Genomic DNA, 12185 nt, shown 5'->3' with positions numbered 1-12185 from the left:
TGGGCTGGCCTCCGGCGCGGACAACCGGGCTGGGAGACCCGGGTGACGAGATGGGAAACGCGTCAGAAGCCGTGTGGCGCTACGTCGGTAACGATAGAGGGGCCATTGAGGGCTTGGCAACAGTCCGTGTCGTTCCTGTGATGAATCTGTGAGGAGCGGATCCCCGTCATTCCGGGGAAGTTAGGTCACAGAAAGGTATCGTCAAACCTTCAAGTAGGTTGAAGGTTGAGCTTCCTGACTTCTCGGTGACCCTGTGCTAACCGCGCTGAGATCATCCCCAGCCCAGGCGGTGCAGGGTCGCGTCGTCGATGCCGAAGAAGTGGGCGACCTCGTGGATCACGGTGACGGTGATCTGCTCGACGACCTCCTCCGGGGAATCACAGATCTGCAGGATCGGCTCCTTATAGATGGTGATCCGGTCGGGCATGGCCCAGGGTTCGGAGCCACGTTCGGTCAGTGGGATCCCCTCGTAGAGACCCAGGAGCACCGTCCCCGGGTCCTCCCACGGTTCGGGGTGGTAGCGATCCTCCACGAAGACTGCGACATTGTCGATCTTCGCGGCCAGCTCCTCGGGGATCAGCTCCAGGGCGCGGGCCGCGGCGTCGTCGAACTCATCGTCGCTCATCTGCTGAGGCATGGAGCGAGTCTACGGCGCGCTGCCCGGAGGTTTCAGCCTGAGGCCCGCTGATAGTTTTGGCCTCATGCGTATTGCCACATGGAACGTGAATTCGATGCGTGCCCGGGCCGACCGGGTGGAGGCCTGGCTGGAGCGTCAGGACGTCGACGCCGTCGCCATCCAGGAGACCAAGTGCAAGGACGAGAACTTCCCTTGGGAGGTCTTCGAACACAACGGCTACGACGTCGCCCACTTCGGCTTCAGCCAATGGAACGGCGTGGCGATCGCCTCGCGTGTGGGCCTGAAGGACGTGGAGCGGACGTTCGCCGATCAGCCCGCGTTCGGCAAGGGCGGGAAGGACCCGGTCCAGGAGGCGCGTGCCATCGCCGCGACCTGCGGGGATGTCCGGCTCTGGAGCCTCTATGTGCCCAACGGTCGTACGCTGACCGACGAGCATATGGAGTACAAGCTCGCCTGGCTCAGGCAGCTGCGCGAGCACGCCGAGACGTGGCTGACCGATGACCCCCAGGCGCCGATCGCTCTGGCCGGGGACTGGAACATCGCGCCTCAGGATGAGGATGTCTGGGACATCGATCACTTCCGCCGCCAGGAGCTCACCCACGTCTCCGAGCCTGAGCGTGAGGCCTTTCGCTCTTTCCTCGACGCCGGCTACGCCGACCTGGTCCGCCCTCACACCCCCGGCCCCGGGGTCTACACCTACTGGGACTACACCAGTCTGCGTTTCCAGAAGCGGGAAGGAATGCGGATCGACTTCGTGCTGGGATCCCCGGCACTGGCCCAGCGGGTGGAGTCGGCCTTCATCGATAAGGACGAGCGGCGCGGCAAGGGGGCCAGCGACCACGCCCCGGTGGTCGTGGATCTGGGCTGACAGTCCGGCTGCAGATGAGAAGAGGCGCCGCCCCCGAGGGGACGGCGCCTCTTCTCATCTGCGGTGACTGACGGTCACTGCTTCTGCGAGGTGCGCACCGAAGCCACGGTGAGCTCGATGGCCAGACGGGCGAAGATCAGCACGATCACCGGGACGATCCAGCCGAAGAGCAGCGGGTTCAGGAAGCTCCAGACCAGGAAGTCGCCCGGACCGGATGCGCCGATCACCAGACCGCTGATGACGTCGGAGAGGTACCAGACAGCAGCGATGACCAGGAACAGCGTGTAGAAGGCCTTGGCCGCCTTCTCCACCTTCAGCGTGGTGAAGTCGAGGTCCAGCAGCACGCCGAAGCCCTGCGGCTCCTTCTTCTGCTGCGGGGCCTGCGGGTAGCCCGGCTGGGGGTAGCCCTGGTAGCCGGCGCCGTGGGCGGAGGGAGCAGAGGGTGCGCTGCCCGGCTGCGGGTAGCCCGGCTGCTGCGGGCCGTACTGGCCATACTGCTGCTGGTCGGGCTGCTGGCTGTAGGCAGGGTTCTGGTCCTGCGGGTTCTGGGGGTTGTCGGGCTGCTGAGTCATCGCGCTCCTCCAGGAGTTTGTTCGATCTGTTCTTCATTCCACCAGCGCTGCCCCTCATGCACCGTGCACTGATGACTGCTGTCTTCGTATCAACCTACCGCAGTGGCATACGCCCACAAAGACAGGTGTCAAAGGTGAGATCAGGGGATGTTCGAGGAGTTGCTGTCTCAGTCATTGAGCAGGGCCCTTCCCATATGATCGGAATCATATTTGGGTCGTTCCATGAGCACCGTGACGAGGATGATGACTGTTCTGGCGGCGACAGCCCTGCTCTCCGGCTGTGCGCTGAGCGCTGAAGGGGAGGATCGGGAGGTTTCGGCAGATGCGGAGGAGGAGGCGGCCGTCGGCGTCGGACCTGCTGAGCCGGGCACGTTGGAAACCCGTGAGGAGCTGTCGACCTTCGACTTCGAGGCCACGCAGATTCGACAGGCGGAGCTGATCCCTGAGAGCGAGGAGGAGAACGCCGGTGAGCCGGTGGGTGAGCACTGTCTGGTCAGCGGGGAGATGAACGAACGGACCAGCGACGCCGACGGCGAGCGGTACGCCATCGGCTTCGAGATGCGCCTGCCCGCCGACTGGGCGGGCCGCTTCCTCCACCAGGCCAACGGCGGCCGGCACGCCATGGTGGCGGCCAGCCGCTCCGCTGATGAATATGACGGTTTCCTGGCGGTGGCGCCCGGCTTCAATCTGCCGCAGGCCGCAGTGGCGCAGATCTGGGGCGCCCAGCAGTGGGATCAGGTGGCGGAGGAGCCGGGTGACATCACCACCGCGCTCTCGGCCGAGGAGCGTGAGGTGGTGGCTGATGTCCACGCCGGGGCTGTGGATTCGGCGGGCGATCCGATCTATACCTCCTTCCCCTTCGATCCGGGGATCACCAATGAGGACTGGGGCTGGTGGACCTTCGAGGCCAGCGTGATGCTGGATCCGATGGCTGTGGGCTTCGTCTTCTCCCCGGAACCGGCTGACCCCGCGGTCCTGGAGGACCTGCCCGGATACGCCCTGGAGATGGACATCGACGAGGCGGCCGCCGGGATCTCGGATGAAGGAATCGCCGGGGAGAGCGCCATGGAGTTCATGACCCCGCCGGCCCCTTATGACCTCAGCGAGCTGGAAGCCGCCGGCTCCAAGATGATGGTGGTCCACGGAGCCTCCGACGCCGTGTTCAGTGCTGATGACACGGCCCGCTGGTACCGCGAGGTGGAGTCCCAGCATGAGGATGCTCGGGACTTCGTCCGCTACTTCCAGGTGCCGGGGATGGCACACGTCGAGGACGGCGTGGCCACCGATCAGTTCGATGGGCTCGGCGCGCTGGTGGACTGGGTGGAGCACGGGGAGGCCCCGGAACATATGGAGGCGACCGCCCGCGGGGAGGGCAATCCTGGCGGTGTCAATGAGGAGCTTCCGGACGACTGGGCGGCTGACCGGACCCGTCTGCTCTGCCCCTACCCCGAGGCGGCTCACTATGAGGAGGGCGACCCGGAGGACGCGGCCAGCTTCAGCTGCCGGCAGGGGAGCGGTTGAGCTCTCCGCTGATGCGGGTCACCTCGGGGGTGGGGTCTCATCGTCCGGCATATGAGGCCGGGGTCGTTCCGGGCACGCGGTCTAGACTGGCGGAGCGTCCCACGGCAGAGCTCGTCCGACGGGTAGGGGCGGCACATCGAGATCGCACCAAGGAGGTACAGGTGGGCAGCAGCTCCAGCAGCGGGCCTCCGCGTCGCCGGGTCAGCGCCCTCGACGTCGCGGGGCGGGCCGGGGTCTCGCGAAGTGCGGTGTCAATGGTCCTCAACGGACGTGCCGATGGCAATGTCTCGCCCGCCGCGCAGGAGAGGATCCGCAGAGTTGCGGCCGAGCTGCGCTACATGCCCCAGGGCCTGGGGCAGTCGCTGCGCTCCCGGACCACGCGCACAGTCGGCATCATCACTGATGAGATCGTGACCTCCCCCTTCGCAGGAGGGCTGATCAGCGGAGTCGGTGAGGTGGCCAGGCGACAGGGCTTCATGACCGTCGTCAATGACACGGAGGGAGACCGGGAGCGGCTCCATGAGGCCTGCGAGCTGTTCTTCGCTCGGAGCGTCGACGCGCTCGTGCTAGCAACCGGTGGTCTGGTTCAGATGGAACCCCCAGAATCGGTGAGCGCATTCCCCACGGTGCTCGCCAACTGCTTCGACCCGGCTGGACAGCTGCCCTCGGTCATCCCTGACGAGGTCGGCGGATCTGTTCAGGCGGTCGAACACCTGGTCGGGCTGGGTCATCGGGACATCGTCCTTCTCTCCGGAGGTGAGGAGTCGCCTGCAGTTCCACTGCGCAGGGAGGGCTTCCTCCAGGCGGCGAGAGAGCGCGGCGTCGCTGCCACCGTGCTTGTCTGCGGGTGGGAGATCCATGACGGCTATCGGGCGGCCGCGGATCTCTTCGACTCAGGAGAGCAGCCGAGCGCCGTGATCGCCTCCAACGATCGCACCGCCGTGGGGGTGCTCCTGGCTGCTGCTCATCGGGGCCTTCGTGTGCCCGAGGACATCTCCGTGGTGGGCGTCGACGATCAGCCCCATGTGGCCAGCACCGTGGTCCCTGCTCTGACGACAGTCGCCCTGCCGCATCGCGAGATCGGTCTGCGAGCGATGGAGATCCTCCTGGAGCTGGTCGCGGGGGGAGCCGCTCCGGCGTCGGTGGAGCGGCTCCCCAGCACTCTCATCGAGCGTGCTTCGTCCGGCCCAGCCGCCACCAGGTGAGCGGCGCCGTCTCGGTCCGCAGGACCCATCGGGCATCGTCGGCGGGGTAGTGCCTCAGGGTCGTCGGCGCTTTCGTGAGCGGGTAGACCTCGAGGATCGAACGGTCGATCACGATGCGGTGAGCTGGTCCGGCGTAGACCAGCTCGTCGGACCCGTCACCGTGTCGCAGGACCAGCTCGACCTCGTCCTCGGTCAGCTCATCCGCTGAAGAGCTCTCGCCGATGACGATGTCTGACTCCGCGCCCACGGGTGCCTCGGTTCCGCTCTCATGACGCTGAGGCCCACCCTCACGCCAGCCCGCACACTCCGGCCGGGGCCGGGAGACGAGCTCTCCGCCGCGAAGTGACAGGTCCCTTGGCCAGGTCAGAAGCCCGGACCATCCGAGACTGTCGGAGACTTCTTGGGCGCGGCCTTCCCGCGCCCAGCCGATGAGCACGGGACCCTCCTCGAGCGCGACCACCTGAGGAGCATAGAGGGAGTCGCCGTGGTCGACAGCCGTGGAGCCGCCCACTGCGATGTTCAGGCTCGCGTCAGCGGTTCCATCTGCGGCGGAGAGGTCGACGAGCAGAGCCCGGGTGCCTTCGAGCTGAGCCTCGCTCGGGTGATCCTCGGGCATCCGCTTCCACAGGCAGACCAGAAGCACCCACGTGCCCTCGGGGCCGATCTGAACGAGCTGAGGACATTCCCAGATCGAGGCTTGAGCGTCTTCGGGCACGCCCTGCTGGCCGGAGGACAGCAGAACGCCGCGGTAGCTCCAGTTCCACAGGTCTTCGGCATCGTAGAGAAGGATCGCGGCCTGTCCGTCAGCGAGTCCGGCGCCCTGGATCGCCCATCGGCGGCCCGAGTGCCGGAAGACGAAAGGGTCACGGACCGCGATGACGCGTTCGTCATCGGGCATTCCGGCCGCCACGTGGCGTTCCGGGCCCCACTGTCGGAGATCCTCGGACCCGCGGACCAATGTCACTGAGGAGCTGTGATCGTGGCGCTCCACTCCGCTGTACACCGCCACCGGGGCGGCGTCCTCGTCGAACGCCATGACGCCTGACCAGCAGCCGGCGCTGTCCGGAGCCCCTGGAGTGGGTGCCAACGCGATGGGCTCCTGTGTCCAGGTGACCAGATCGGAGGAGGAGAGGTGTCCCCAGTGGACATTCTCATGGCGCGCCGAGTCTGGGTTGTACTGGAAGAAGACGTGCCAGGTGTCACCGACCCGGCACACGCCGTTGGGATCGTTGAGCCAACCCAGGGCCGGTCTGGGGTGGGCGACAGGGAAGGAAAGGTCGTCCTGGGCAGGACGCGCAGAGGTGGTGGCGGGGTCGGTGGTCATCAGTTCCTTTCGGGTGGGTGCGGGTCAGCGGGATGTGGCTTCGGCAGTCATTTTCCGGCGCCGGCGGTCAGGCCCTCGCGCAGGTATCGCTGGCCGAAGAGGAAGACCACGAGGGCGGGGACCATGGAGATGATGACTCCGGCCAGCACGACGGAGATGCTGCCGGTTCCCAGGTGCCCCTGGAGGGAGACCAAGCCGAGCGGCAGCGTGAAGTTCTCCTCCGAGTTGGTGAGCACCAGTGGGCGGAAGAACTCGTTCCAGTGGTAGTTGAAGGCGAGGATGCCGACGATGGCCATACCTGGAGCAGAAAGCGGCAGATAGATGGAGAAGAACGTCCTCCACGGCCCGGCGCCGTCGATCTCGGCAGCTTCGGCGAAGTCAGTCGGCAGGCTCATGAAGTACTGACGCATCAGGAAGGTGCCGAAAGCGGTCGGGATCGCAGGGATGATCAGAGCCAGCAGCGTGTCTGAGAGGCCCATCCCACGGATCAGCATGAAGACCGGAACGATCGTCACCTGGACCGGCACCATCATGGTGGCCAGAACGAGGGCGAAGAGCAGGTTCGACCCCCGGAACCGCATGCGGGCGAAGACGTACCCCGCCATCGCTGCGGTGAGCATCTGCCCTGCTGCGATCAGGGCGGTCACCAGGGCGGAGTTCAGCACCAGGCGGGTGATGTCGATCTGGACGAAGACCTCGCGATAGGCCGTCAGGTCGAAGCCCAGGGGGATGAAGTGAGGGGGCAGGTCGAACGCTTCCGACGGAGAGCGAAGCGAGGTGGACAGAGTCCACATCACCGGGACGAGCACCGCCGCCGCTGCGACCATGGTGAAGAGGATCGCTGCTGTTCTGCCTGGTGAGGGCAGGCGACGTCGCCGCCGCGCCGGGCGCGATGGAGCGGGTGGGTTGTCTGCGCCTGATGGGCGGGTCTGCTGGGTTGTCACGTCGTGGGCTCCTTCTGGGTGAGCTGGGACGGTGCGGGGAGCGGGCGCCTTCTGCTCGAAGGCAGGGGCTTCTCGGAGGACGGCTCACTGGTAGAAGACCAGCCGTCGTGAGAGTCGGAACTGTCCCCAGGTGATGAGCATGATGATGAGCATCAGAACGAGACCTGTGGCCGAGGCCAGGCCGAATTCGAGCCGTTGGAAGGCCGCTTCGAAGACGACCATCACAGCTGAGCGGGTGGAGTCCCCGGGTCCGCCGCGGGTCAGCACGTAGGGCTGGTCGAAGACCTGAAGGGCGGTGATCATCGCCGTCACTGAGGCGACGAGCATGGAGGGCGAGATCAGCGGCAAGGTGATGTTGCGGAAATGCCTCCAGCCGCTGGCCCCGTCGATCTCGGCGGCCTCGTGCAGCTCCTTGGGGATGGAGGCGAGTCCGCCGATCAGGATGAGGAACGAGAAGCCGAAGTTCTGCCAGACGAAGACGAAGATCACCACGGCGGCCGCGCCCGTCTGGGTCGTCAGCCAGGGGACCGACGAGATGCCCACGAGGTTCAGCATCCAGTTCACGACGCCGAACTGCTCGTTGAACATGTACCGCATGAAGATCGAGACGCTGGCGGCGGAGAGCACCAGTGGGAAGAAGAACGTCGAGCGGAAGAACAGCCGCAGCCAGTTGGGCATCCGGGACTGGATCATGACGGCCAAGAACATCGCAAGAGCCAGCTGGAGCGTCACGGCGATGGCCACGAATCCGATGGTGTTGATGAAGGCCCGGCGGATGGTGGTGTCGGCACCCAGCGCGACGAAGTTGTCCACTCCGTTGAACGTGGGTGCACTGACCAGGTCCCATTCGAAGAAGGCGAGGACCAGCGAGCCGAGGATCGGCAGGATGGTGAAGATCCCCATGCCCACCAGAGTGGGTGCCAGGAGAAGGGCGATGAACCACCGGTGGGAGCGGCGGCGTGCTGGGGTGCCTGTGGGCTTGTCGGTGCTGATCATGCTGGGGACTCCATTGCAGCGGTGAGTTCACCATCGAGGCGATCGAGCGCGTCATGAAGCTGCGCCTGGCTGCCGCCCATCGCTGTGGCCACGTTGCGTGCCAAGGCATTCTCGATCTCTGCCTGCTGGGGCGGTGCCGGGATCGGCCCTGAGTCGGGAAATTCGTCGAGGGTGTCGTAGAAGACCTTCCAACGTTCCGGTCCGGTCTCGCGGTAGAACTCAGGAGTGGCCATCGAACGACGGGTCGGAGTGGTCTGCGGGCTGGGGAATGCCAGTTCCATCCCCTCCTTGGAGGCCGTGAATTTTAGCCATTCCCAAGCCTGCTCCTTGCGTTCTGAGCTGCGCATCATGGCGTAGCCGGCGGATCCGAACTGGTGACGCTGGCTCCGCCAACGGGGGAAGTACTGGACGTCGAACCGGTCTTCGGTCATTCCGGCCTCGTGGAGCCCCTGTGCCCAGTAGCCCCCTGCCGGAGTGGCGCCGATCCGGGAGGAGGCGAACAGGCCGACCAGCGCATTGCCGCCGCCCTCCTCAGGGCGCACGCTGAGCCCTTCCCGGACCCAGCGGTTGAGCATCTCGAAGGTCTCGCCCACAGCATCGGAGGATACGTTCGACGTCGTCCAGCGGTAGCCGCCCCGGCGCTCTGCCAGCTGGTCGGCGGAGTAGAAGCGGTCCCACAGCCAGCTGCCTCCGTCGAACCGATCTTCGCGGAGAATGGAGGTGTCGTTGGCATAGAGCCACGGCACGATGCCCCCGAAGAGCCGGTTGGTCCAGTAGTACGGGCTGAAGTCCGTGCCCTGGTGCTCCTTCATGGTCCGCAGCATCGATTCGAACTCCTCGACATCCCAGTCCTCTGAGGGGAAATCCAGGTTCGAGGAGCGCAGGGTGTCCAGATTCAGATACATATTGGCCGCGTTGAAGTCCAGCGGCAGCGTATAGAGGCTGCCGTCGTACATGAAGGAGTCGATGAGCGAGGGGTGGACATCCTCGAAGTAGTCGGCGACCTCAGTGTGGTCACCATCGACCCATCGGTCGAGCGGTTCGGCCATACGTTCGGCGAAGAGCTGGGCTCCCTCAGTGGCCACATAGGTCACATCAGGTGCGGTTCCGGCCGCCGTCATCGTCAGGATCTTGGTGAAGAAATCGCCCCAGTCCGCCGATTGGATCGCTTGGAGGCGGACGGGAATATCAGGGTGGGCCTCGGTGAAGGCGTCCACGAGGCTTTGGCGGGCGGCCGCGTCCTGGGCAGTTCCCTGGATAGCGATCCGCAGCACGTCCTCGTTGCGGCCGGGGATGTCGGTCCCGGTCAGTCGCGGCCAGGCCGCTCAGGTGAGGCCGACTGCCGTGAGTCCGCCCAGGCCGAGGAGGCCTCGGCGAGAGAGCCTCCGAAGATCTGTCGAGTGATTCATCACACCTTCCTAACACGTGTCAGGGACTGTAGCGTGATCTGCATCATATGGCAACACCGGGGCAGACGACCGACCTCGCCGCCGGGGTCCGGAGCCGGGTGAAGCAGGTCATGGTCTCCGGGGCGCCATAGTCATAGACTCGGTCGCAGGCGGGCCGGGCGGTCCGAGATTCGGGTCGGCCGAGTCCTGCCGCGGAAAGGGGAACGTTCTATGCCGACTGTCGCACGCACAATGGTCGACACCTTGCACGCCAGCGGGGTCCAGCGGGTCTACGGGATCCCCGGCGACTCGCTCAACGGATTCACCGACGCGCTGCGCGCCTCCGGAACCATCGATTGGGTCCAGGTCCGGCATGAGGAGACGGCGGCCTTCGCCGCCAGCGCGGAGTCCCAGCTCACCGGTGAGCTCGCCGTCTGCGCGGGCAGCTGCGGTCCCGGCAACCTCCACCTGATCAACGGGCTCTACGACGCCCAACGATCCCGCACCCCGGTGCTGGCCATCGCCGCTCATATCCCCAGTGAGGAGATCGGCTCGGGCTACTTCCAGGAGACCCACCCGCAGGAGCTCTTCCGCGAGTGCAGCGTCTACGTCGAGCACGTCTCCCAGGCCGACCAGATGCCCCGTCTGATGCGGGTCGCCATGCGTGAGGCCATCGAGAAGCAGGGCGTGGCAGTGCTGGTGATCCCCGGCGACGTCGCCTTGCAGGAGATCAGCGCGGAGCCTGAGACGATCCGGCCGACGGCCTCTGTGGTCACCCCGGCAGAAGGGGAGCTCGAGGCTGCGGCAGAGGCGCTCAACGGCTGCGAGCGGGTCACCATCCTCGCCGGTGCCGGTGCGGCGGGAGCTCATGATGAGCTGCTGCAGATCGCCGAGCGACTCCAGGCCCCGATCGTCCATGCTCTGCGCGGCAAGGAGCACGTCGCCTACGACAACCCCTATGACGTCGGCATGACCGGCCTGCTGGGCTTCTCCTCGGGCTACCACGCCATGGAGGCCGCCGAGACGCTGCTGGTCCTGGGCTCCGACCTGCCCTACCAGCAGTTCTACCCGCAGGACGCCTCAGTGGTGCAGGTGGACCTGCGCGGATCCCAGCTGGGGCGGCGCACCCACGTCGACGTCGGGCTGGTCGGCGGGGTCAGGGAGACCATCGAAGCCCTGCTGCCGCGGCTGAAGACTGACCGCAGCTCCAAGCACCTCGAGACGATGACCAAGCACTACCGGCGCACCCGCAAGGACCTGGATTCGCTGGCTTCGCCCTCCAAACGCACCATCCACCCGCAGTATCTGGCGCGGCTGGTGGACCAGGCCGCCGCTGAGGACGCCGTGTTCATCCCCGACGTCGGTTCCCCGGTGGTCTGGGCCTCGCGGTACCTGAGCATGAACGGCCGACGCCGGCTGATCGGCTCCTTCTCCCACGGTTCCATGGCCAATGCGCTCACCCAGTCGGTCGGCGCGGCTGCGGCTGACCCCTCGCGGCAGGTGGTGGCCCTGGCCGGCGACGGCGGACTGACCATGATGCTCGGTGAGCTGCTGACGCTGACTCAGGCGCAGCTGCCGGTGAAGACGGTGGTCTTCAACAACTCTTCGCTGAACTTTGTGGAGGTGGAGATGAAGGCCGCCGGCTTCGTGAACTACGGCACCGGCCTGACCAACCCGAGCTTCGCCGACATCGCCGAATCCATGGGGATCCGCGGCATCCGCGTGGAATCCTCAGCGGAGCTCCCGGACGCGGTGGAGGAGTTCTTCGCCCATGATGGTCCGGCCGTGCTGGATGTGGTCACCGAACGGCAGGAGCTGTCCATGCCTCCGGCCGTGACCGCTGAGCAGGCCAAGGGCTTCACCCTCTATGCCATCCGTACGGTGCTCTCCGGCCGCGGCGACGAGCTGGTGGACCTGGCCCGCACCAACTGGCGTCAGCTGTTCTGAGCCGCCGCTGATGCTCCAGCCCTCTGACCATGCCGCCGCCCCGACAGTGAGGACCCCCCACCGATGCGCTCATCATCCACCGCCGCCGCTGAGCGTCAGGCTCTCGTCGCAGCTCTGCGCGAGAAGGGCCCGAGGGCCGCCACCCTCTGCGAAGGCTGGACCACCCATGACCTCGCAGTCCATGTGGTCGCCCGCGACTCCCGTCCGCACCTGGTCTTCGGCAGAGAGCTGCCGGTGGTGGGTTCCAAGGCGCAGGAGCAGTACCGGAACATCGAGGGGCTCAGCTTTGCCGAACTGGTGGACCGGATCGAGGCCGGAGTACCCTCCTGGCATCCGGCCCGGAGCCGGGCCGTCGATGACGCGATGAACACCCTGGAGTTCTTCGTCCACACGGAGGATGTCCTGCGTGCCGGGGAGCCGGGGACGAGTCCGGAGTCCGAAGGCGAACGCGCAGGGGCCGGCAACTACAGCGCCGGAGCTGATGACCGAAGCGCTGGAGCTGATGGCGGACCGGCGAGTTCATCTGCTCTGCAGCCGTACCGCCGCAGGCTGTCTCCGAGCCTCCAGAGGCGTCTTTGGAAGCAGGCCTCACGCACTCTGCTGATGGCCGCGGCCCGGAAGCACCGGCGCCGCATCACCTACATCAGCCCAGGCCACGGGTCGGTCACGCACGGAGCCTCCAGGGACCCGATGATCTCCCTCGAAGGCGCCCCGAGCGAGCTGGTGCTCTGGGCCTTCGGCCGCCGGAGCGTGGCCGAGGTCGTGATGCGCCAGCACTGAGCC

The 12185-nt window shown here is 66.3% G+C and carries 10 protein-coding genes and 1 pseudogene; 5 read left to right on the top strand and 6 right to left on the bottom strand.

Annotated features, from left to right (window positions below; genetic code table 11):
• Nucleotides 1-271: 271 nt before the first annotated feature.
• On the bottom strand, nucleotides 272-637 hold the full coding sequence (locus JOF45_RS10570) for a metallopeptidase family protein (protein WP_210049670.1): 366 nt from the start codon (nucleotides 635-637) through the stop codon (nucleotides 272-274).
• 64 nt (nucleotides 638-701) lie between these two features.
• On the opposite strand from JOF45_RS10570, the gene JOF45_RS10565 reads away from it, so the two are divergent.
• Nucleotides 702-1505, top strand: coding sequence for an exodeoxyribonuclease III (locus JOF45_RS10565; RefSeq protein WP_210049668.1), 804 nt, complete (start codon nucleotides 702-704; stop codon nucleotides 1503-1505).
• Nucleotides 1506-1579: 74 nt separating this feature from the next.
• Here the strand turns inward: JOF45_RS10565 and JOF45_RS10560 are convergent, their stop codons facing one another.
• The gene (locus tag JOF45_RS10560) at nucleotides 1580-2077 is read right to left on the bottom strand and encodes a DUF4282 domain-containing protein (RefSeq protein ID WP_210049666.1); all 498 of its coding nucleotides are present in this window, start codon (nucleotides 2075-2077) and stop codon (nucleotides 1580-1582) included.
• 222 nt (nucleotides 2078-2299) lie between these two features.
• Here JOF45_RS10560 and JOF45_RS10555 point away from each other — a divergent pair, with 222 nt between their 5' ends.
• Nucleotides 2300-3598 (top strand): tannase/feruloyl esterase family alpha/beta hydrolase, encoded by a 1299-nt coding sequence (locus JOF45_RS10555; protein WP_210049664.1) that lies wholly within the window; start codon nucleotides 2300-2302, stop codon nucleotides 3596-3598.
• A 161-nt stretch (nucleotides 3599-3759) separates the two neighbouring features.
• Nucleotides 3760-4803: a LacI family DNA-binding transcriptional regulator gene (locus JOF45_RS10550; protein WP_342591469.1), complete on the top strand. Its 1044-nt coding sequence runs from the start codon at nucleotides 3760-3762 to the stop codon at nucleotides 4801-4803.
• Here the strand turns inward: JOF45_RS10550 and JOF45_RS10545 are convergent.
• The 4 genes and pseudogenes from JOF45_RS10545 to JOF45_RS10530 all read right to left on the bottom strand — a co-directional run bounded on the left by JOF45_RS10545 (nucleotide 4763) and on the right by JOF45_RS10530 (nucleotide 9476).
• Nucleotides 4763-6127 (bottom strand): glycoside hydrolase family 32 protein, encoded by a 1365-nt coding sequence (locus tag JOF45_RS10545; RefSeq protein ID WP_210049662.1) that lies wholly within the window; start codon nucleotides 6125-6127, stop codon nucleotides 4763-4765. The genes JOF45_RS10550 and JOF45_RS10545 overlap by 41 nt on opposite strands.
• A 47-nt stretch (nucleotides 6128-6174) precedes the next feature.
• Complete coding sequence (locus tag JOF45_RS10540) at nucleotides 6175-6954, bottom strand: carbohydrate ABC transporter permease (protein ID WP_210051430.1); 780 nt, start codon at nucleotides 6952-6954, stop codon at nucleotides 6175-6177.
• Nucleotides 6955-7155: 201 nt separating this feature from the next.
• Nucleotides 7156-8067: a carbohydrate ABC transporter permease gene (locus tag JOF45_RS10535; RefSeq protein ID WP_188682298.1), complete on the bottom strand. Its 912-nt coding sequence runs from the start codon at nucleotides 8065-8067 to the stop codon at nucleotides 7156-7158.
• Nucleotides 8064-9476, bottom strand: a pseudogene (locus JOF45_RS10530) (extracellular solute-binding protein). Before JOF45_RS10530 ends, JOF45_RS10535 begins: the two are co-directional and overlap by 4 nt.
• Nucleotides 9477-9686: 210 nt before the next feature.
• On the opposite strand from JOF45_RS10530, the gene poxB reads away from it, so the two are divergent.
• Nucleotides 9687-11402, top strand: a complete 1716-nt coding sequence (poxB, locus tag JOF45_RS10525; RefSeq protein ID WP_210049660.1) for a ubiquinone-dependent pyruvate dehydrogenase — start codon at nucleotides 9687-9689, stop codon at nucleotides 11400-11402.
• 63 nt (nucleotides 11403-11465) lie between these two features.
• Entirely contained in the window at nucleotides 11466-12182 is a 717-nt protein-coding gene (locus JOF45_RS10520; RefSeq protein WP_210049658.1) for a TIGR03085 family metal-binding protein, read from the top strand.
• Nucleotides 12183-12185: the final 3 nt, after the last annotated feature.

It is taken from the genome of Nesterenkonia lacusekhoensis (assembly GCF_017876395.1).
Classification (GTDB): Bacteria; Actinomycetota; Actinomycetes; order Actinomycetales; family Micrococcaceae; genus Nesterenkonia; species Nesterenkonia lacusekhoensis.
Note: the sequence above shows the minus strand (reverse complement) of the source record. Positions and strands in the feature narration are given on the sequence as shown.